The sequence below is a fragment of the Micromonospora noduli genome, assembly GCF_003264365.1.
GTDB lineage: Bacteria > Actinomycetota > Actinomycetes > Mycobacteriales > Micromonosporaceae > Micromonospora > Micromonospora noduli.
The window spans coordinates 26,570-46,690 of record NZ_PYAK01000007.1 but is presented as its reverse complement, the minus strand read 5'-3'; the positions used below and the strand labels follow the sequence as shown (position 1 = coordinate 46,690).

Genomic DNA, 20,121 nt, shown 5'->3' with positions numbered 1-20,121 from the left:
AATGAGCCTGGATCGCCGGGGTACGCTGACGCGCGTGCCGCCGTTGAATCTGGGCAATCAGCAGCCGAGAACCCCGTTGAACGCCGACCAGGCCTGGCGGATAACCGCCAGCCGGGCGGCCGGGACCGTGCTCTTCTTCGACTTCGACGGCACGCTCGCGCCCGTCGACGACGATCCGACCGCGGTACGCCCGGCGCCCAAGGCGTTGGCCGCGATCGAGGCGCTCGCCCCGGTCGTGCAGCGGGTCGCGATCGTCTCCGCCCGACCCGTCGAGTTCCTTCGGGACCAGCTCGGCGGGCTCGCTGGCGTGGACCTCTACGGCCTCTACGGCCTGGAGCACAGCCACTCCGGCGGCGAGACAGTCACCGAACCGGCCGCGCTGCCCTGGGTGCCGACGATGGCGGAGCTGGCCGACCTGGCTCGGGCGGAACTGCCGCCCGGCACGCTCGTGGAGTACAAGCGGCTCTCGGTCGCGCTGCACTGGCGTACCGCCCCGCAACTCGGCCCGACCGTGCAGCAGTGGGGGCAGGCGCAGGCCGACCGTCTGGGGTTGCGCTCGCAGGCCGGGCGGATGGTGCTGGAGCTCAAGCCACCGGTCGACCGGGACAAGGGCATGGTGATCGGCGAGGCGATCAAGGGTGCCACCGGCGCCTGGTACTTCGGCGACGATGTCTCCGACATCAAGGCCTTCGCCGCGCTACGCGCTCGCGCCGCCGCCGACCCGGACTTCCTCGGTGTCTGCGTGGCGGTGGCCAACCCGGAGACCGGGCACGAGGTGGCCAACGCCGCCGACCTGACCATCGAGTCGCCGGCCGCCCTGGGCGACTTCCTCACCCGGGCGCTGACCCACCTGCCCTGACCGGGCGGCGGCCGACGACGTCGCCGCGGGGTCAGGCCCCGTAGCGGCGTTGTCTGGTGGCGTACGAGCGCAGGGCCCGCAGAAAGTCGATGTGCCGGAAGTCCGGCCAGTTGAGCTCGCAGAAGTAGAACTCCGAGTGCGCGGACTGCCAGAGCATGAAACCGGACAGCCGCTGCTCGCCGCTGGTGCGGATGACCAGGTCCGGGTCGGGCTGGCCCCGGGTGTAGAGGTGCTCGGCGATGTGCTCGACGTCCAGCACCTCGGCCAACTCCTCGATCGTGCCCCCGGTGGCGGCGTGCTCAAGCAGCAGCGAACGGACCGCGTCGGTGATCTCCCGGCGACCGCCGTAGCCCACCGCGATGTTGACCTCCGCGCCGCCGGTGCGCTCGCGGGTGCGCTCCTCGGCGCCCTTGAGCGCCGCCGCGGTCTGCGCCGGCAGCAGGTCGAGCGCCCCGACGATGCGCAGTCGCCAGGGGTTGCCCTCCTCGGAGAGCTCCACCACCAGATCCTCAATGATCTTGAGGAGCGGGTCCAGCTCGGCGGCCGGTCGGCGCAGGTTGTCGGTGGCCAGCAGGTAGAGGGTCACGTGCCCGACGCCAGCCTGGTCACACCAGCCGAGGACATGCTTGATCTTCGCCGCGCCGACCCGGTGCCCGTCGTTCGGGTCGACGAAGCCCATCTCCCTCGCCCATCGGCGGTTGCCGTCGCACATCACCCCGACGTGCCGGGGCACCGGCTTACCCGCGAGCTTCGCCGTGAGCCGGCGCTCGTACACGGAGTAGATAAGGTTCCGCAGCGTCATCACCTAGCAGCGTAGCGACCCTTCAGCCAGTTCACTGCCTCGGAGCCCCAACCCCGCCGCCCAGACCGGCGCCGATCAGTGCGAGCGTACGAGCGGTGAGGCGTCCGTCACCCAGCCCCAACTCGACCACGTCGTAGAACACCCGGTCGTCCCGACGGGCGGCCCGGACCGCCGCGTCCACCACCCGGCGTCGCCGTGCCAACCAGGCCGCGACCGAACTGTGCCGCAGGTGGGTGCCGAGGCGGCGACGCAACCCGTCGGCGTAGCGGCCAGCCGCGCCCTCGGGCGACCGGGCCGCCGCCGACCCGGCGAGCGCGCCGGAGAGCAACGCGTAGAAGATCCCCTCCCCGGTGAACGGATTGATCAGTGACAGGGCATCCCCCGCCAGCAGGGTGCGCCCCCGCCCCGGCGAGGGCCGGTGAGTGGAGAGCGGCAGGTGATGGGCGCGCAACGCGGTCACGGTCGCCAGATCGGTGCCGGGCAGCAGGGCGGCCAGCCGGTCCAGCAGGTACGCGCGGCTCAGCGGCTCACCGCGCAGGACCTCCCCGTAGCCGACGTTCGCCCGTCCGTCACCGATCGGAAACGACCAGGCGTACGCCGGCCAACGCGCCTTCGAGGTGACGATGAGCTGCTCGGACGGGCCGGGCAGAGCCGGGGCGTACCCCCGAATGGCCAGCGCGAGGTGCCGGTCGGGGTTCTGCGGATGGCCGAGCGCCCGACGTACCACCGAACCGGCGCCGTCCGCGCCGATCACCACCCGACCGGACACCTGCCCGTCGAGCACCACCCGGTCCGCGCGCGGCTCGACCTGACGCACGGTGTGCCGGCGAAGCTGCGCGCCGGCGGCCACCGCGGCCGCCACCAGCCGCGCGTCGAAAACCTCCCGAGGCACTGTGTACGCGGGTCGGGGCAGCGCCCGAGCCACCGCACCGCCACCGGGCGAGATCATGCGTAACGCCGGCAGCGGCGCATAGCCTGCCACCGCCTCGGTCACCCCCAGCTCGGCGAGCACGTCCACCGAGTGCGCGGCGATCCCGTCACCACACGCCTTGTCCCGAGGAAAATCGGCCCGGTCCAGCAGCAGCACGCTGGCCCCGGCCCGACGCGCCGTCAGCGCGGCTGCCGCCCCGGCCGGCCCTGCCCCCACCACCACCACGTCGAACTCGTCGCCCACCGCGCGCCTCCCTCCGGCCGACGCGACTGCTCCCGCACCGCCCCGACGATCCACCTGCGCCGCCCACGCCGACCGTTGTGACCGACGCCACCCCGCCATCCTGCCTCCTACCGGCCCGCCCGGGCCGCTCCCGCACGGCACCGCTTCCCGGTCTTCGTCAGAGCGACCCTGGAACGACCGATCCTCTAGGGCGCGGAGCGCGGGACGCGGGGGCGCGGTCAGGCTGGGGCGGCGTCGGGGGTGCGGGCGGCGCGGCGTAGGCCGTAGAGGGCCAGCCCGGCGGCGGCGAGCAGGGGTGCGCCGTCGCGGATCAGGCCGTCCACGCCCAGCAGCCACCAGCACAGCGGCAGGTCCACGGCGAGTACGGCCACAGTGACGACGACCAGCAGGCCACGCGCCCAGTCCTTGCCCCGCATCAGGAACGCGGTGCAGAACAGCACCGCGTAGCTGGCAGTGATGCCCGCACCGAACCAGAACAGCACGGCCGGCACCGCGGTCAGCCGACCGTCCAGGATGGAACCTCCGGCCACCAGGGCCGGCACCAGCATCAGCGGGCTGTAGGTGAAGGCCGCCACCCGGCTGGTCAACAACCAGGCACTGGCCTGTGGTCGGCGTGGAGGGGTCTCCCGCCAGGAGATGCCGTCCCGGTCGATGACGAGGCGTGGACGGTGCCGGACCAGGTGCCCGGCCAACGCCGACGAGCGGTAGAGCAACCAGACCACAGCGACACAGAGCGCCGTGAGAATGGCGAAGCCGATCAGGCCGGGCAGTGGCGGCACCCCCTGTCGGGGCACGATGAGCCGGCCGACCGCGAAGATCGTGGTGACGGCGAGGATCAGCCCGAACGGGCGGGCCACCGTACGACCCCGTCGCACGTGCCCGATCAGCAGCAGAAAGCCGAACGAGCGCAGCATGGCCCAGCCGGTCCGTACGGCCAGCCCGAATCCCTGCTCCGGGGCGTACCACCAGTTGAGCAGCTCGACCACGACGGTGGCCGCAGCCGTCGTCGCCAGTACTGTGGTGAGCACCCGGACGGCGGACGGCCGCCGGACCTGGGTCTCGGCGGCCGTCCTCATGAAATCCGATGTTGCCCGCGAAGGGTCTCGTTCACACCTACCGCTGCGGCTGCGCGGCGTCCAGGCGGGCGCGCAGCGCGTCCAACTCGGCCCAGAGCACGCCGGGCAGCTTGTCACCGAACTTCTCGAACCACTCGGTGATCATCGGCAGCTCGTTGCGCCACTCGTCCGGGTCGACCTTCAGCGCGATCCGAACATCCTCCGGGGTCATGTCCAGACCCTCGACGTCCAGGGCGTCCGGAGCGGGGACCATGCCGACCGGCGTCTCGACCGCGCCGGCAGTGCCCTCGATCCGCTCGACGACCCACTTGAGCACCCGGGAGTTCTCTCCGAAGCCCGGCCAGAGGAACGAGCCGTCCGGGTCCTTGCGGAACCAGTTGACGTAGTAGATCTTGGGCAGCTTCGCCTCGTCGCCGTCGGCGCCCTTGCCCATCTCGATCCAGTGCCGGAAGTAGTCCCCGGCGTGGTAGCCGATGAACGGCAGCATCGCCATCGGGTCCCGCCGGACCACGCCGACGGCGCCGGACGCGGCGGCGGTGGTCTCCGAGGAGAGCGTGGCGCCCATGTAGACGCCGTGCACCCAGTCGCGGGCCTCGGTCACCAGCGGGATGGTGTCCTTGCGGCGTCCGCCGAAGAGGATCGCGTCGATCGGCACCCCGTTGGGGTCGAAGTACTCGTCGGCGAGGATCGGGCACTGGGTGATCGGGGTGCAGAACCGGCTGTTGGCGTGGGAGGACAGGCTGTCGCTCTCCGGCGTCCAGTCGTTGCCCTTCCAGTCGATCAGGTGTGCCGGCGGCTCGCCCATGCCTTCCCACCAGACGTCGCCGTCGTCGGTGAGGCCGACGTTGGTGAAGACGGAGTTGCCCCGGTCCAGCGTGCGCATGGCGTTGGCGTTGGTCTTCCAGTCGGTGCCGGGCGCGACGCCGAACAGGCCGTACTCGGGGTTGACGGCGTAGAGGCGGCCGTCCGGGCCGAACCGCATCCAGGCGATGTCGTCGCCGATGGTCTCGACCTTCCAGCCGGGAATCGTCGGCTCCACCATGGCGAGGTTGGTCTTGCCGCAGGCAGACGGGAACGCGCCGGCGATGTGGTAGGTCTTGCCCTCCGGCGAGGTGATCTTGAGGATCAGCATGTGCTCGGCGAGCCAGCCCTCGTCCCGGCCCATCACGCTGGCGATCCGCAGCGAGTAGCACTTCTTGCCCAGCAGCGAGTTGCCGCCGTAACCCGAGCCGTACGACCAGATCTCCCGGCTCTCCGGGAAGTGCGAGATGTACTTGGTGTCGTTGCACGGCCAGGCGACATCCTGCTGGCCGGGGGCGAGCGGGGCGCCGATCGAGTGCAGCGCGTGCACGAAGTCCGCGTCGTCACCCATGGCCTCGAGGACCCGGGCGCCCATCCGCGTCATGATGCGCATCGAGGCGACCACGTACGGGCTGTCGGTGATCTCGACACCGAACATCGGCGACTCGGCCTCGACCGGCCCCATGACGAACGGGATGACGTACATGGTGCGACCGCGCATGGAGCCCCGGTACAAATCCGTCATCGTCCGCTTCATCTCGGCCGGCGCCATCCAGTTGTTGGTGGGGCCGGCGTCCGCCTCGTCGACGGAACAGATGTAGGTGCGCTCCTCGACCCGGGCGACGTCCGTCGGGTCGGTGCGTGCGTAGAACGAGTTGGGCTTCTTCTCCGGGTTGAGCCGGATCAGGGTGCCGGCCTCGACCAGTTCATCGGTGAGGCGGCGCCACTCCTCGTCGGACCCGTCCACCCAGACGACACGGTCGGGGGTGGTCAGTTCCGCGACCTCACGGACCCAGGCGAGCAGTTTCGGATGGGACGTCGGGGCCTGATCAATACCCCGCACAACAGCCGGAGCAACCATGACACATCTCCTTGTGGTCGACGCTGACCGATCTATGGGATGCACGAGACTCGGCGGCGCGATGCGTCGCCTTCGTGGAAACCTGGGATTGGCCTCAGCGTAAACCGGGCAGCCTTCCGAGTCAGTGGGACAGGTTGTGAAGAACTGCACAAGCTACGGCCTCGCTGCGGCATCACGAGCTGATACCCGCTTTCCCGCGCAGTTTCACGCAAATCTTGTTGAGCACCCCGGCGGACGCTTGTTGCGGTCGGGCCGTGGACCTGCCCCGCCGACCGGTGCGGTGATTCCCGTTCCGCGGCGGCTCAGTCCTCCCAATTGGCTACGCTCTGTGCGGTGGTTACGTACGCGGCGCTGGGCCCCTCCGAGAGGCCACGCCCGCTTGCCGTTGCTACCCCTCTGACTGGCCGGCAGCCGGTAGGCTCCCTCCGTGGCCGCCACGATGACCGGGGAACAACCGGGTCCCCGGCAGACCCGACGGGGTCTCGTCGGCATACTCCTCGACCGCTTCGGTCACCTCATCCGCGAGATGAGCAAGTTCGCCACCGTGGGTGGTTTCGCCTTCCTCGTCGACTTCGCGCTCTTCAACTACCTGACGAGCAAGCACGGCGTCGAAGAGCTGACGGCGAAGACGATCTCCACCGTGATCGCGGCGTCCGTCGCCTTCGTGGGCAACCGGTTCTGGACGTGGCGGCACCGTCAGCGCAACAACGCGGCGCGCGAGTACGCGCTCTTCTTCTTCTTCAACGCGGTCGGTCTCGGCATCACGGTGGCCTGCCTCGCGCTCAGCCGCTACGGGCTCGGAGCCATCTGGCCGGCGGTGTTCCAGACGCGCCTGGCGGACAATCTCGCCAGCTACATCGTCGGCACGGGATTCGCCACGCTGTTTCGATTCTGGTCGTACCGGCGGTTCGTCTTCGTCGAAGCGGGAACCCCGACCCTTCCGCAGGTGAATCCCGACCCTGACCACGGGGCGTGACCTGCCGCCCACCTCGTTCGGCCGGTGATCGCCGGCCGCACCGACTGCCCTAAGGTGTTTCGCATGCGTCTTGTCCGCCTGCTGCCTGAGCGCTGGCAGAAGTTCATCCACGAGGCGCTCAAGTTCGGCATCGTCGGCGGCATCAACACCGTCATCAATTACGCGGTGTTCAATGCCCTTGCACTGACTGTTTTCGTCAACGGTCAGTTGAAGGCGACCGTGATCGCGACGATCGTCGCCACCATCACGTCGTACCTCATGAATCGGCACTGGACGTACCGCGATCGCCCGAAATCGGCGCTTCGCCGGGAATATCTCCTTTTCTTCCTTTTTAACGGCGCCGGCCTGCTCATTGAGCTGGGGGCCGTGGCGGCGGCCAAGTACGGCCTCGGCGTACACGGCCTACTGGCGCTGAATCTGGCCAAGACCGTCGGCGTCATGCTGGCCACGCTGTTCCGGTTCTGGTCATACCGCACCTTCGTCTTCCAGCCCGTCGCACCGGCCGAGGACGAGGCCGCGAAGCCCGACTCCACCTGGCACGACATTCCGCGCGACGAGTGGGACACCATGGCGGAGATGGACCCGGTCGCCGAGTTGGCGGAATCGGTGTCCGAGCTGGAGGAGGCGGAGTCGGCGCAACGCCTCGACTCCCCAGCCGGTGCACCGGCTCAGGGCCGGCCCCCGCGGCTGAGCGTCAGCCCCGCCGTCGACCTGGACGCGGAACTCGCCGCGGAGCTGCACGTCAGCACCCGCCGCGCGCCCCGCCGGTGACAGCCCCCGACGCCCGCTCGGGCACGGGGCGACCGGCCGAGCTGTTCTTCGAGGATCTCGTCCCGGGGCTCACCGTCGACCTCGGCGTGGTCACCGTGGACGCCGACGAGATGGTCGCCTTCGCCCGTCGCTTCGACCCGCAGTGGTACCACGTCGACAGCGACCTGGCTGCGGAGAGCCGACACGGTGGTCTGATCGCCAGCGGCTTCTACACGGTCAGCCTGTTCATGCGCGCGTACGTCGACCACCTGCTGTCCCGGGCCGCCGCGGACGCGTCCCCCGGCCTGGAGGAGCTGCGTTGGCTGGCCCCGGTGCGGGCCGGCGACCGGCTGGCGGTCCGGGTCGACGTGATGGGCGCCCGGCCGTCGACCGCCCGCCCCGGGCTCGGCACCGTCAGCCTCACCGGCACCATGCTGCGCCTCGGCCCGGACGACCGGCCCGAGCAGGAGGTGCTGCGGACCCGCTTCCGCGGCTGGTTCGCCGTGCGACCGGTCGAGGCCGACCCCGCCGAAGCCGAAGCCGCCCCGACCGACGCTGACCAGCCCAGAGCTGACCAACCCGGAGCTGACCAACCCGACACCGGCCCGACCGCAGCGGATCCCTCCACCGTCGGGTCGTCCGACGGCGACCCGACGCAGAGCAGCGGCTCACCCGAGGCCCAGCGACCCGACTGACCCACCCCCGGCAGTGCGGCAGGGGCGGGTCCCAACCGTCCGGTTCAGGTAGTGGTGTCGCGCAGCGGCTTGCCGTCCTGCATGTCGGCGAGCATGTCGCGCATCTCGCCATCGCCCAGCGAGTGCTTGTCGTGCTGTGCCTCGACCAGCTCGTACAGGGTGGTCTGCACCTTCCCGACGTCCGGCACGTCGCGGAGGACCGACTGGCCGCGCTCACCTGCCGACTCGATGGTGAGCGTCCCACAGCCGAGCAGACGCTCGACGAAACGCTGGTTCATCGAGTGGTCGTTGACCCGGGCGAGCGGGAGATCCCGCCGGTCCCGGGAGAACACACCCTGCTGAAGCAGGACCCGCTCGTTCGTGAACAGGTAGTGGGTGGTGCGCCAGACCAGGAACGGCCACAGGCCGAGCCAGAGCACCGCGACCAGGGCGATCGCCCCGATCACGGCCAGCGCGATCGAACCGCCGCCACTCTCGGGCAACAGGAGCACGCCGACCACCACCGCGGCGATGGCCAGCACCAGCACCGCGATCGGCCGGATCAACGCCTTCCAGTGCGGATGCAGGTGCAGCACGACGTGCTCGTCCTCGGTGAGCACGTCTTCAGGAAACGCCACGGGAACCTCCAACGCGATTTTCTAGACGCGCAGACGGTAAACCCCCCAAGCCCCACCACAACATCCGCCGCGCGGGCCCACTCGGCTCTTCGTGATCTTGCCGTCCTCAGCGGAGGTGCAGGACGTCCCCGGCGGCCAGGGTTCGGGCGCCGGTTGACGTGGTGACCATCAGCTGGCCGTCCGGGTCCACTCCGGTGGCGGTGCCGGTCAGGGAGTCACCGTTGGGAAGCAGAACGCGTACCTCGCGGCCGATCGTCGCGCAGGCCGCCAGGTAGGCGTCGCGCAGGCCGCTGGCCACGGCGTCGCCGCCCGCCGAACGCCAACGGTCGTACCAGTCGGCGACCGCCCGCAGCAGCGCCCGCAGCAGCGGATCCCGATCGGTGGCCACCGCGCCGGCCAGCTGGAGCGAGGTGGCCGGCAGCCCGGTCGGGTTCACCGGCAACTCGTCGGCGCGCAGCGTCACGTTGAGCCCGATGCCCAGCACGATCGCCGGCGGTTGGTCCGGCACCCGTCCGGGCACCGCCTCGGCAAGCACGCCAGCGCACTTCGCGTCGTCGATCAGCAGGTCGTTCGGCCACTTGAGGGTGGCTTCCAGCTCGGCCAGCCGGGCCACCGCCTCGACCAGCGCCACGCCGGCCAGCAACGGCAGCCACCCGTACCCCGTGGGTGTCGCCGGCAGCCAGCCGCGGTCCGGCACGGCCTCGCCGGGCCGCAGCAGGACGCTCGTCGCGATGCCGGCCCGCGCCGGCGACTGCCAGACCCGACCGCGCCGGCCGCGCCCTTCGGTCTGCCGCTCGGCGACCACGACCAGGCCCTCGGGCTCGTCGGCCCGGGCGGCCTCGGCCACGTCGGCGTTCGTGGAGCCGGTCTCGGCACGCAGCTCCAGCCGGGCCCACGGCCCGTTCGGCGCGGTCAACGCGCGGCGCAGCCGGGCCGCCGACAGCGGCGGCCGGTCCAGATCGGTGTACGGGGAGCCCGACATTCCGCCAGCCTACGGCGGTGCTCCGATCGACACTGAGGCGTACTGCACAGCGGCACCCACCTGAACCATCGTTATATTCCCTGGGTGACTACCGAGACCGGGACCAACATGCACAGCACCGCGGGCAAGCTGGCGGACCTGGAGCGCCGGGTCGACGAGGCGGTGCACGCCGGGTCGGCCCGCGCCGTGGAGAAGCAGCACGCGCGCGGCAAGAAGACCGCCCGCGAGCGGATCGAGATGCTGCTCGACGAGGGCTCCTTCGTCGAACTCGACGAGCTGGCCCGGCACCGGTCGACCGCCTTCGGGCTGGAGAAGAACCGCCCGTACGGCGACGGCGTGGTGACCGGCTACGGCACGGTCGACGGCCGGCAGGTGTGCGTCTTCGCGCAGGACTTCACGGTCTTCGGTGGCTCGCTCGGCGAGGTCTTCGGCGAGAAGATCGTCAAGGTGATGGACCTGGCCATGAAGATCGGCTGCCCGGTGGTCGGCATCAACGACTCCGGCGGGGCGCGCATCCAGGAGGGCGTCGTCTCGCTCGGCCTCTACGGCGAGATCTTCTTCCGCAACGTACGGGCGTCCGGCGTCATCCCGCAGATCTCGCTGGTGATGGGGCCCTGTGCCGGTGGCGCGGTCTACTCCCCGGCGGTCACCGACTTCACCGTGATGGTCGACCAGACCTCGCACATGTTCATCACCGGCCCCGACGTGATCAAGACGGTGACCGGCGAGGACGTCGGCATGGAGGAGCTGGGCGGCGCGCGTACGCACAACACCCGCAGCGGCAACGCGCACTACCTCGCCAGCGACGAGGAGGACGCTGTCGACTACGTCAAGGCGCTGCTGTCGTACCTGCCGTCGAACAACCTCGACGAGCCGGTCGTCGTCGAGGCCCCCGCCGAACTGGCGATCAGCGACGAGGACCGGGATTTGGACACCCTCATCCCGGACTCGGCCAACCAGCCGTACGACATGCACACCGTCCTCGAACACGTCCTCGACGACGGGGAGTTCCTGGAGGTCCAGCCGCTCTACGCGCAGAACATCGTGGTCGGCTACGGCCGGGTCGAGGGACGACCGGTCGGTGTGGTGGCCAACCAGCCGATGCACTTCGCCGGCACCTTGGACATCGCCGCCTCGGAGAAGGCAGCCCGCTTCGTTCGCACCTGCGACGCGTTCAACATCCCGGTGCTGACCTTCGTGGACGTGCCCGGCTTCCTGCCCGGCACCGGTCAGGAGTGGGACGGCATCATCCGCCGGGGCGCGAAGCTCATCTACGCGTACGCCGAGGCGACAGTCCCCAAGGTCACCGTGATCACCCGCAAGGCGTACGGCGGGGCGTACGACGTGATGGGCTCCAAGCACCTCGGTGCGGACCTGAACTTCGCCTGGCCGACAGCGCAGATCGCGGTGATGGGCGCGCAGGGCGCGGTGAACATCCTCTACCGCTCTGAGCTGGCCGGGGCCGAGGATCCGGCGGCGGTCCGGGCCGAGAAGATCGCCGAGTACGAGGACACCCTGGCCAACCCGTACGTGGCCGCCGAGCGCGGGTACATCGACTCGGTGATCGCTCCGCACGAGACGCGCACCCAGATCGTCCGGGCGCTGCGCGTCCTGCGCACGAAGCGGGAAACCCTGCCACCCAAGAAGCACGGCAACATCCCGCTCTGATCTCGGTCCCTTGATCCGCGCAACTTCGGGGAAAGTGCTGCCTCCGGGCAACAGGAGGCAGCAACAACCCTGATGTTGTGCGGATCATCGCCCCGGCCGCGTCAGCAGGGTGGGTTGGCGGCCGCACACATCCGGGCTGCCGCCGCCACTGCGAGCTGGACGAGTTCGGCCTCGGTGCCGTCGTAGCCGAGGCGGAGTACCGAGACGGTGTCGCCGACCCGGACAACCGCCACCAGGATCGGCGACGGTTGGTCGCCGAGCGGCTGCCCGGTCTCCAGGTCCCGGGTGACGGTGAGCGAGTCCCGCAGGATGGCGGCGTCGTCCCCGGCGAAGCCCCGCCGCACCACTGACCACCGGTGCAGCGCTTCACCCGTGCGGGTCCCTCCCGCCGTCATGACCGGCCCCACGCTCAGCCACGTGGCACACGGAGCGACCAGGTCGTCCAAATTGGCGAAGAGTTGTCTGGCCGTCTCGGGCACCAGCCGGAAGAGATCCTGCGTGACCAGACCATCCGACTGGGTGAGGATCGGCGCAGCGCGCTTGGGCACAAACGTCTGTGAACGGGACAGGATCGACGTCTGCCAGCCCTCCGACCGTCCCTGGCTCGTCCGGCAGTAGCTCAGCATGTCCGCCAGCCGGACCGGCTCGCCCAGCCCCGATTGGCTGAGCTGCACATCTACCTGCTGCGGCAGGTCGGCTGGCTGCAACAGGGCGTCGGTGGTGATCTCGTGCCGGGTCGGCGAGGCGGAGGGCGCGGCGGCCGGCAGGCCCGGCGGCGGAGACTTCCTCGGCGCGGCAACCGCCACGGCGGAGACCCCGGCGAGGGCCAGCACGACAGTGGCCACCACGATCTTGCGCTGGCTGCGGCGGCGGCCCCGGGAGCGGATCTCCTCCGGGCCGAGCCACCGCACGTCCCGCAGGTCCCGCTGGATCTGTTCGACGAACGTCGGGTCGTCACGCATCGGTTGCCTCCTCCAGATCAGAGACGGCGAGCAGGCCGGCGAGCGCGGTACGCCCCCGGGAGAGACGGGCCTTGACGGTGCCCACCGGGGCCGCGGTCTCCCGCGCGACCTCGGCGACCGGCATGCCTACCAGGTAGTACAGGGCGATGGCGACGCGTTGCTCCTCGGGCAGCCGACGCAGGGCGGCGACCACAGCGACGGTGTCGGTGCCCGGCCCGGGAACGGTCTCGGTGGCCCCGTGTCGCAGGTAGGCGCGGGCGCGGCTACGCAGGCTGCGCCACCGGCTGACGGCGATCCGGCTGGCCACCACCCGCACCCACGCCTCCGGGTCGTCGTACGCGCTGACCGTCGACCAGCGCTGCCACGCCCGGACGTACGCCTCCTGCACGGCGTCCTGCGCCTCACCCCGATCGCCGGTGAGGGCGTAGACGAACCCGAGAAGTCGTTGCCGACTCCCCCGGTAGAACTCGTCGAACCCGTCGACGTCCGGCACCCGCTACCTCCCCGTGTCGGTCGCTGGGAACACGCACCGGCAAGGGCCGTTGGTTGCCCGGTCAGGCGATCGACTTTTCCAGCTCGGCGAGGGGGAACGCGCCGGCCCCGATCCGCTCCCGGACCGCCCGGCGTACGGCCCGCTGCACGGCGACGTTGACCGGCGTCGGTACGCCGTGCAACCGACCGAGCAGCGCGATCTCGCCGTTGAGGTGGTCGACCTCGGTCGAGCCCGTGCCCCGGGCCAGGCTCTGCCAGGTGGAGCCGCCGGAGCGGGGCTCACCGTCGACCGGGCGCTGCCCGACCAGGTCGCCGCGCTCGGCCTTCTCCTCCTCCGGCGAGGTGTGCGCGATGCCAGCGGCGGCGAGCGCGGCGACGCCCTCGGCGCGTACCCGTTCGACCAGCGCGTCCGGGATGTCCCGGCCGAGCAACGCCTGTAGGCCGTTGCCGAGGTTGCTGAGCAGCTTGCCGTACTTCCAGCGCAGCACGTCGGTGCGGACCGGGGCGACGAAGCCGGCGGCGGTCAGGTCGGCGGCGATCGCCCGGTCGGTGTCGTCGGCGCCCCCGGGGTACCGCCCGATGTGGAGCATCCCGGGATGCGGGTACCCGTTGGCGACCACCACACCCGGGTCCAGGTGGGTGGCCGGCAGCCAGACGCAGACCGGGTGCACGTCGGCGAAGAGGCGCAGCGCGGCCCGCTCGTTGGCCACCCCGTTCTGCGCTGTCACCAGCGGCAGACGTTCGCCCGCCGTGCCGCCGCCGACCACCGGCGCGTCCACCCAGGCGGCCAACGCGCCGGCGGTGTCCTGCGACTTCACCGTCAGGATCAGCACGGTGTCCGCCGGCAGCGGCTGATCCGTGGGCCGGTCCACCGCCGCGAGCCGGGCGGTGACCTCACCGTCGGGCTGCCGCAGTGTCAGACCCCGCGCGCGGATCGCGTCCAGGTGGGCGCCGCGGGCCACCACTGTCACGTCCCGGTCGGCCTGGGCCAGCCGTACGCCGATGGTCCCGCCGACCGCACCCGCGCCGATGATCACGTATCGCATTGCCTCATTCTGCCCGGTGGGGTCAGAGTGTCAGGCCGGCGTCGGTGAGGAACGGGCCGGCCAGCAGGAGCGCGCCCGCTAGCAGGGCCGCCAGGTTCACCAGGGCGAAGACGCCAACCCAGAAGAGCGGCGGGAACGGGGTGAGCCCGGCGAGCTGGTCGGCGTCGGAGGCGGGCATCCGGCCCCGCGAACGCAGCCGTTGCAGCTCGACCACCGGCCGCACCCCACCGAGCAGCAGAAACCACACCCCGGTGTACGCGAACGCGGCCTGGACCTGCGGCGTCGCGTACCACGAGACGGCGAACACCAGCGCCCCGGTGATCAGCAACGACACCACGCCGAAGACGTTGCGGATCATGACGAGCATGGCCAGCAGCAGCGCCACGGCCACCCAGAGCAGCAGGGTGATCCGGTTACCACCGAGCAGCCAGGCGCCGGCCAGCCCCACCAGCGGCGGTGCGACATATCCGGCGAGCAGGGTGAGGATCATGCCCGGCCCGGTAGGGCGGCCGGCGGAGAGCGTCAGCCCGGACGTGTCCGAGTGCAGCCGAATGCCGCGCAGCTTACGGCCGGTGAGCAGGGCGACCAGGGCGTGCCCGCCCTCGTGCGCGATGGTGATGGCGTTACGGGCGATCCGCCACGGCAGCCGGGTGGAGACCACCACCAGCGCTACGACCCCGGTGATCAGCACCAGCAGCGCGGGCGGGTCCGGCTGCGCGCCGAACAGCGTGTCCCACAGGTCGCCCAGCCCGTCGATCGACATCATGGGGCGCGAGCCTACCGGCGGCGTTCCGTGTCGCTCCCGAGGCATCGGCTCGTATCCTGTGAAACTGATCGGGTGGCGAGTGAAGCGGGAGGTGAGCGCTGATGAGTGCGGAACCCCTGGGACACCACGTCGGCCTCTGGACCGAGGCCGACTACTTCGCCCTGGGTGAAACCCCGGACCGGATCGAGCTGCTCGACGGGAGCCTGATCGTGAGCCCTGCCCCGAGCAAGCGGCACCAGTTGGTGTCGTGGGAACTCGTCTACAGCCTGCGTCGAGCTGTGCGACCACAACCCCTGCTCGTCTTCGAGGCGGTCAATGTGCGGCTCGGGGTGGATCGGATCGTCATCCCCGATGTGGTTGTCGCGGACACCGACGACGAGGGCACGGCGGTGGAGGCCGCCGAGGTGGTGCTCGTCTGCGAGATCGTCTCGCCCGGCAACGCCGCTGCCGACCGGCTGATCAAGATGCAGCTCTACGCCATCGCGCGAATCCCCTGGTATCTGCTGGTCGAGCAGGACGGGGACGCTCACTCGTTGCGGCTGTTCCGGTTGGACGGTGAGCACTACGTCGAGGACCAGGTTGCCAAGCCCGGCGAGACGCTGGCGGTCGTCGAGCCGTTCCGCTGGCAGCTCGACCCGGCCACGCTCCGCTGATCCGTCCTGCCCCGATCATCGGGCCTTCACAGCCCGCCGATGAAGCTTTTTTCCGGTCGCCCTTGTGATCTAGGGCACTTACCTCCAAAGATGAGTGTCGATAGAACGACGTCCTTGGAGGCACTCATGGCCCGTACCCGATCATCGCTGCGCCGCGCGCTCGCGGCCGGCCTCACCGTCCTCGCCACCGCGGCGGCGGCCCTGGCCGCGACCGCCGGACCGGCGGCCGCCGCCACCACACCCGGTGTCGACGTCTCCCGCTACCAGGGCAGCATCAACTGGACCAGCGTCCGCAACGCCGGCATCCAGTTCGCGTTCATCAAGGCGACCGAGGGCACCAGCTACAAGGACCCGAACTTCAACGCCAACTACGTCAACGCGTACAACGCCGGGGTGATCCGCGGGGCGTACCACTTCGCCCGCCCGAACATCTCCGCCGGCTCGACCCAGGCCAACTACCTGGCCTCCAACGGCGGCGCCTGGTCCGCTGACAGCCGCACCCTGCCGGCCGCGCTGGACATCGAGGGCAACCCGTACGCCGGTGGCTACTGCTACGGGCTCAGCACGACCGGAATGCGCAACTGGGTGCAGGACTTCCTGAACACCTACCGCTCCCGCACCGGCCGGTACGCGGTCATCTACACCACCACGAGCTGGTGGAACCAGTGCACCGGCAGCTGGACCGGCCCGTGGGCGAACCACCCGCTCTGGCTGGCCCGTTGGTCGAGCACCCCCGGTGCCCTGCCGGCCGGTGCGTCGGTGTGGAGCTTCTGGCAGTACACCAGCACCGGCGCGGTCTCCGGGATCAGCGGCAACGTGGACCGCAACTACTGGAACGGTGACCGAAGCCGCCTGATCGCGTTGGCCAACAACACCTGACCGGGCCGTTGGCGGCAGCGGGATCGACGGTCACCACACGGTCGACAATCGGTCCGGCTGCCGCCACACCACCGGGTACGGGTCAGGCCCGCCGCCGGCTCAACACCGGCACCACAGCATCCTCACTAGCCAGCGCACCCCTGCGGGTCAACCGCCAGGCAGCAACACCAAAGCCGGCAACGATCACGACGCCGAGCAGTGCGATGAGCACCGAAACCCCCGCGCTGACCAGCAGCAGAATCGCGTCGCCGAGCGCCACGAGCATCCACAGTGCCAGCCGGGGCCGAGTGTCCCTCCGTCGGTAACCCATGTCGTGCCTCCTTCCGTCGTCGAAGGTCAATTACCCACGACGACGCAAGGTCATGCGAATGAGTTTCAGTCCTGACGGTCGGGCACGAAACCCTTGGCGATCCGGTCGAAGTTCGGCAGGTTGGCCTGCCAGTCCTTCTGGGCGATCTCCCACCGCAGGGCGTAACCGCGGTTCTTGGCCGTCACGAACCCACGGTTACGAACGTGGATCCGCTGCCCGTCCCGGGTCTCCAGCCACTCCCAGTCCCCGCAGGTCTTCCAGAAGTCGCAGGCCACGATGCTGAGGTACTGGTAGTTGTTGACGCGGCTTGCGCGGTTCGGCTCCTGCTCCCGCCAGTCCTTCACCGCGTCCTTTGCCGGCGTGTCGGTCCACTGCACGAGCAGCTCACCCGGGCCGTTGGACTGGTTGAAGACGACCGTGATGCCATCGACCTGGCTGCGCACCCAGCCATCGGGCAGCGGCAGGGAGAAGCCGGCAGGATCCTTGTGCAGCTTCCAGCCCGCCGGCAGCGCGTTCGGGTCCACCGAGGGGGTGGCCGAGGCCGACGGGCTCGGCGCACCGGTGGTGGGTGGCGGAGGCGCGGCAGCGGAGGTCGGCGCGGGCGCGGAGGTCGCGGCGGCACCGGTCGGGTTGGCCTGTGGGCTCTTGTCGCCGTCCTTGGTCAGCATCGGCACGACGACCACGAGGCCGATCAGCAGCAGCGCGACCACGGCCCCGATCAGCAGGTTACGTCGGGTGTTGTTCGGCTTCGTGCCATCCGAGGGCGGCACCGCCGCGCGGCCAGCCGGACTCACCGGCGGCATGAGCGACGTCGGCGTGGTCGGCTTGCGCTGCTCCGGAGCCACCGGCGGACCGTCGACAACTGTCGGCTCGTCGTCGACGTCAGTCGTACCGCCGCCGCTCGTGTCGGAGGCCGCCGTGACCTTCGCGGTCGGCTCGGCATCGATCGGCTCGGCATCGGACGGACGGACGACCGCGGCGGTCGGCTCGGCCGGCGCCGCTGCGGTCGGCTCGGCCGGCACAACCGCGGTCGGGTCGGCGACCGCACCGGAGGAGACGACGGCCGTCGGAGTGGCATCGGCGGCGGGGGTCGCGGCGGCAGCGGAGGTCGCGGCGGAGGTCGTCGGGGCGGCGGACGGCGGCGGTGACACCGGCCGGTCGACACTCTCGGCCGGTCGGGGGGCCGGCACCACGGGCAGGCGCGGCTCGCGCGGACCGTTCGGCCCAGGCCGGCGTACGCCATCGAGCAGTGAGATCCCGCGCGACCGCTTGCCGGCGGCGCGGCGCAGCAACCGCTCGGCCACCTCGGCGGTGATCCGCTCGTTCGGGTCCTTGCGCAGCAGCCCGTTGAGGACGGCCTTGAGCGGACCCGCGTTCTTCGGCGGCGGAATCGGCTCGGTGGCCAACGCGGCCAGGGTGCCGATCGCCGAAGGCCGCGCGTACGGCGACTTGCCCTCGACCGCCGCGTAGAGCGTCGCGCCCAGCGACCACAGGTCGGCCTCCGGCCCGGCCGTGCCGTCCCGAGCCCGCTCCGGTGAGATGTACGCGGGCGAGCCGAGCACCATGCCGGTGCGGGTCACGTTGGGGTCACCGGGGATCGTGGCGAGACCGAAATCGGTCAGCACCACCCGGCCGTCGTCGCCGAGCAACACGTTGCCGGGCTTCACGTCGCGGTGCATGACGCCCGCCTTGTGCGCGGCGCTGAGCGCACCCAGCACACCCAGGCCGATCTCCACCGTGCGGGCCACCGACACCGGGCCGTCCTCGGCGAGAGTGTCCTGCAAGGACTTCGACGCCACGTACTCCATGACGATCCACGGATCGCCGTCGGTGCGCAGCACGTCGAAGATGCGGACGACGTTGGCGTGGTTGAGCCGGGCGATGGCCCGTGCCTCCCGCAACGAACGCTCGCGCATCTCGCGGCGTTCCTCATCGGTGAGACCGGGCGGCGGCACCAACTCCTTGATGGCGACGTCCCGGTGCAGCACCTCGTCGCGCGCCTTCCACACCCTGCCCATGCCGCCCTGGCCGAGCGGCGACAGAAGCCGGTATCGGTCAGCGACGAGTTGGGGAAGCGCGTTCGACATCGGTGAGACGGTACCCGGACCCGCTGACGCTCACACCGCCGGCACGCCACTGTGCGCTTCGCGTAACTTCGCGCCGCGTACCCTGGCGGCATGTCTGCCGAAGAGCCGCTGTTCCGGGTCGTCCGCGGCGTGCCCACCGCCGAGGAGTTGGCCGCTCTGGTGGGGGCGATCATCGTCCGAACCCGTCCGGCCGCCGCCCCCGCGCCAGCGGCCGAGTCCGCCTGGGCGCGCAGCGGTCGACCCGGCGGCTCCCGCGGGTGGCGCGCCGCCGGCCTGCCCCGCTAACCCGAGACCTGCCGCACGGGGGCTGCCACGGTGGCTTTGAGCCGTTAACCTCACTCAGGGAAACGGTGCCGCTACGGGTAGGGAGGATCCATGATCCCCGAAGAGGACCGGCCAGTACCCTGGCTACGCGGTTACGACGGCATCGAAGCCGACATCAGCCAGCTCAGAGAGTTCGCCGACCGGCTCGCCGCCGAGGTCGAGAGCAACTACGCGCCGCACCTGTCGTACATCGCCGAAGACATGTCCGCGAAGCTGCCCAACCCCTGCGACGCCTTCATCGAGCTGGTCACCTTCCTGCACGCCCACCACGAGACACAACAGGCCACCGCCGACATGGTGTACGCCGTCCGAGGCGCCACCGGCCACCTCGCCGCCGCCGCCGATCAGGTCGCCACCCACTACGCCGACAGTGACGCCTTCACCGCCGCCCGGGTGGTGGACGTGCAACGAGCCCTCGCCAACCCGGCCAGCGTCCTCCCCGGCGGCCCGACGCCGACACTGACCGACCCGACCAGCCCCGACGCCCAAGGGCCGGTGGTGCTGCCGTGATCGAACGGGGCACCGGCCGCACCTCCGGCCTCACCGACTGGCACCTCATGGACGTCAACAGCATGTGGGCCTGCCTCCAGGACCACGACACCGCCAACCACTGGAAACAGGTCGCCGGCTGGCGCAAGGTCTGCGACCTGGCGCAAACCCACCTCGGCCGCCTCCAGCAGTACCGACGCGGACTCGCCGAGGCATGGCCCCCCGAAACCAGCGCCGCCTCCCGCACCTACCTCGCCGAACTCGACGAACTCATCGACAAGGTGCAGCGCACCCACGACGCCGCCGCCGCGAACTACACCGCACTCTCCGCCGCAACCCAGGCCATCGGCACCACCCGCGCCGCACTCCGCAAGATCTACGAGGAGTACGCGACCAAGTTTCAGCAGAAGCAGGCGTACGAGTCAATGGTCGCCGACCCGAAAGCGGTGATGGGCAACCGGGCCACCGCGCCGCCTGTTGCTGATGGGGAGCTGGAACGGCTCAACGTGCAGGCTCGATCGATGATGTTCAACCTCAGCGGCGAACTCCAACAAGCCCAAGCAACCCTTCAAAAACCACCCGTGGCGCGACCCCCGGTTCAGTCCGGAGATCCCGACGCATTAACAGCCACC

General features: G+C 70.5%; 21 protein-coding genes. 9 read left to right on the top strand and 12 right to left on the bottom strand.

All coding sequences use genetic code 11. The features are described from left to right. Positions 1 to 34: 34 nt before the first annotated feature. A complete protein-coding gene (gene otsB / locus GUI43_RS07875) occupies positions 35 to 859 on the top strand; it encodes a trehalose-phosphatase (RefSeq protein WP_112581976.1) in 825 nt (274 codons plus the stop codon). 31 nt (positions 860 to 890) lie between these two features. On the opposite strand, the gene GUI43_RS07870 is transcribed toward otsB, so the two are convergent. The 4 genes from GUI43_RS07870 to GUI43_RS07855 all read right to left on the bottom strand — a co-directional run bounded on the left by GUI43_RS07870 (position 891) and on the right by GUI43_RS07855 (position 5,793). Then, positions 891 to 1,661, bottom strand: a complete 771-nt coding sequence (locus GUI43_RS07870) for an isoprenyl transferase (protein WP_091394347.1) — start codon at positions 1,659 to 1,661, stop codon at positions 891 to 893. Positions 1,662 to 1,692: 31 nt separating this feature from the next. Continuing rightward, entirely contained in the window at positions 1,693 to 2,835 is a 1,143-nt protein-coding gene (locus GUI43_RS07865) for a geranylgeranyl reductase family protein (protein WP_112581922.1), read from the bottom strand. A 218-nt stretch (positions 2,836 to 3,053) separates the two neighbouring features. Beyond that, positions 3,054 to 3,911 carry a hypothetical protein gene (locus GUI43_RS07860; RefSeq protein ID WP_112601926.1) on the bottom strand — a complete coding sequence of 286 codons (858 nt, stop codon included), beginning with the start codon at positions 3,909 to 3,911 and terminating at the stop codon, positions 3,054 to 3,056. 37 nt (positions 3,912 to 3,948) lie between these two features. After that, positions 3,949 to 5,793 (bottom strand): phosphoenolpyruvate carboxykinase (GTP), encoded by a 1,845-nt coding sequence (locus GUI43_RS07855; RefSeq protein WP_112581919.1) that lies wholly within the window; start codon positions 5,791 to 5,793, stop codon positions 3,949 to 3,951. 439 nt (positions 5,794 to 6,232) lie between these two features. Between GUI43_RS07855 and GUI43_RS07850 the strand changes: the two genes are divergently transcribed. The 3 genes from GUI43_RS07850 (at position 6,233) to GUI43_RS07840 (ending at position 8,214) form a co-directional block, all read left to right on the top strand. Further along, on the top strand, positions 6,233 to 6,769 hold the full coding sequence (locus GUI43_RS07850) for a GtrA family protein (RefSeq protein ID WP_112581975.1): 537 nt from the start codon (positions 6,233 to 6,235) through the stop codon (positions 6,767 to 6,769). A gap of 63 nt (positions 6,770 to 6,832) precedes the next feature. After that, positions 6,833 to 7,540: a GtrA family protein gene (locus GUI43_RS07845; RefSeq protein WP_091394363.1), complete on the top strand. Its 708-nt coding sequence runs from the start codon at positions 6,833 to 6,835 to the stop codon at positions 7,538 to 7,540. After that, the gene (locus GUI43_RS07840; RefSeq protein WP_211326664.1) at positions 7,537 to 8,214 is read left to right on the top strand and encodes a MaoC/PaaZ C-terminal domain-containing protein; all 678 of its coding nucleotides are present in this window, start codon (positions 7,537 to 7,539) and stop codon (positions 8,212 to 8,214) included. Before GUI43_RS07845 ends, GUI43_RS07840 begins: the two co-directional genes overlap by 4 nt. A 44-nt stretch (positions 8,215 to 8,258) precedes the next feature. Here the strand turns inward: GUI43_RS07840 and GUI43_RS07835 are convergent, their stop codons facing one another. Next, positions 8,259 to 8,831 carry a PH domain-containing protein gene (locus GUI43_RS07835; RefSeq protein WP_112581918.1) on the bottom strand — a complete coding sequence of 191 codons (573 nt, stop codon included), beginning with the start codon at positions 8,829 to 8,831 and terminating at the stop codon, positions 8,259 to 8,261. A gap of 106 nt (positions 8,832 to 8,937) precedes the next feature. Further along, positions 8,938 to 9,813 carry a biotin--[acetyl-CoA-carboxylase] ligase gene (locus GUI43_RS07830; protein WP_112581916.1) on the bottom strand — a complete coding sequence of 292 codons (876 nt, stop codon included), beginning with the start codon at positions 9,811 to 9,813 and terminating at the stop codon, positions 8,938 to 8,940. A gap of 84 nt (positions 9,814 to 9,897) precedes the next feature. Between GUI43_RS07830 and GUI43_RS07825 the strand changes: the two genes are divergently transcribed. Then, the gene (locus GUI43_RS07825) at positions 9,898 to 11,481 is read left to right on the top strand and encodes an acyl-CoA carboxylase subunit beta (RefSeq protein ID WP_112601927.1); all 1,584 of its coding nucleotides are present in this window, start codon (positions 9,898 to 9,900) and stop codon (positions 11,479 to 11,481) included. A gap of 101 nt (positions 11,482 to 11,582) precedes the next feature. Here the strand turns inward: GUI43_RS07825 and GUI43_RS07820 are convergent, their stop codons facing one another. The 4 genes from GUI43_RS07820 to GUI43_RS07805 all read right to left on the bottom strand — a co-directional run bounded on the left by GUI43_RS07820 (position 11,583) and on the right by GUI43_RS07805 (position 14,747). Beyond that, positions 11,583 to 12,443, bottom strand: a complete 861-nt coding sequence (locus GUI43_RS07820; RefSeq protein WP_112601928.1) for a hypothetical protein — start codon at positions 12,441 to 12,443, stop codon at positions 11,583 to 11,585. Further along, positions 12,436 to 12,936 carry a SigE family RNA polymerase sigma factor gene (locus tag GUI43_RS07815; protein ID WP_112581912.1) on the bottom strand — a complete coding sequence of 167 codons (501 nt, stop codon included), beginning with the start codon at positions 12,934 to 12,936 and terminating at the stop codon, positions 12,436 to 12,438. Before GUI43_RS07815 ends, GUI43_RS07820 begins: the two co-directional genes overlap by 8 nt. A gap of 61 nt (positions 12,937 to 12,997) precedes the next feature. Next, positions 12,998 to 13,981 carry a ketopantoate reductase family protein gene (locus tag GUI43_RS07810; protein ID WP_112698462.1) on the bottom strand — a complete coding sequence of 328 codons (984 nt, stop codon included), beginning with the start codon at positions 13,979 to 13,981 and terminating at the stop codon, positions 12,998 to 13,000. Positions 13,982 to 14,003: 22 nt separating this feature from the next. Continuing rightward, on the bottom strand, positions 14,004 to 14,747 hold the full coding sequence (locus GUI43_RS07805; protein ID WP_112698461.1) for a M50 family metallopeptidase: 744 nt from the start codon (positions 14,745 to 14,747) through the stop codon (positions 14,004 to 14,006). Between the two features lie 101 nt (positions 14,748 to 14,848). Here GUI43_RS07805 and GUI43_RS07800 point away from each other — a divergent pair, with 101 nt between their 5' ends. Then, a complete protein-coding gene (locus tag GUI43_RS07800; RefSeq protein WP_112581907.1) occupies positions 14,849 to 15,400 on the top strand; it encodes a Uma2 family endonuclease in 552 nt (183 codons plus the stop codon). Positions 15,401 to 15,526: 126 nt separating this feature from the next. Next, the gene (locus GUI43_RS07795) at positions 15,527 to 16,279 is read left to right on the top strand and encodes a GH25 family lysozyme (protein WP_112698460.1); all 753 of its coding nucleotides are present in this window, start codon (positions 15,527 to 15,529) and stop codon (positions 16,277 to 16,279) included. 82 nt (positions 16,280 to 16,361) lie between these two features. On the opposite strand, the gene GUI43_RS07790 is transcribed toward GUI43_RS07795, so the two are convergent. Then, positions 16,362 to 16,589, bottom strand: coding sequence for a hypothetical protein (locus GUI43_RS07790; protein ID WP_112581902.1), 228 nt, complete (start codon positions 16,587 to 16,589; stop codon positions 16,362 to 16,364). A 65-nt stretch (positions 16,590 to 16,654) separates the two neighbouring features. Further along, on the bottom strand, positions 16,655 to 18,676 hold the full coding sequence (locus tag GUI43_RS07785; RefSeq protein WP_112698459.1) for a serine/threonine-protein kinase: 2,022 nt from the start codon (positions 18,674 to 18,676) through the stop codon (positions 16,655 to 16,657). A gap of 90 nt (positions 18,677 to 18,766) precedes the next feature. Between GUI43_RS07785 and GUI43_RS07780 the strand changes: the two genes are divergently transcribed. Together GUI43_RS07780 and GUI43_RS07775 are read left to right on the top strand one after the other, a co-directional pair. After that, complete coding sequence (locus GUI43_RS07780; RefSeq protein ID WP_112581898.1) at positions 18,767 to 18,961, top strand: acyl-CoA carboxylase subunit epsilon; 195 nt, start codon at positions 18,767 to 18,769, stop codon at positions 18,959 to 18,961. Positions 18,962 to 19,051: 90 nt separating this feature from the next. Continuing rightward, positions 19,052 to 19,510, top strand: coding sequence for a hypothetical protein (locus GUI43_RS07775; RefSeq protein WP_112698458.1), 459 nt, complete (start codon positions 19,052 to 19,054; stop codon positions 19,508 to 19,510). The last annotated feature ends 611 nt before the right edge of the window (positions 19,511 to 20,121 follow it).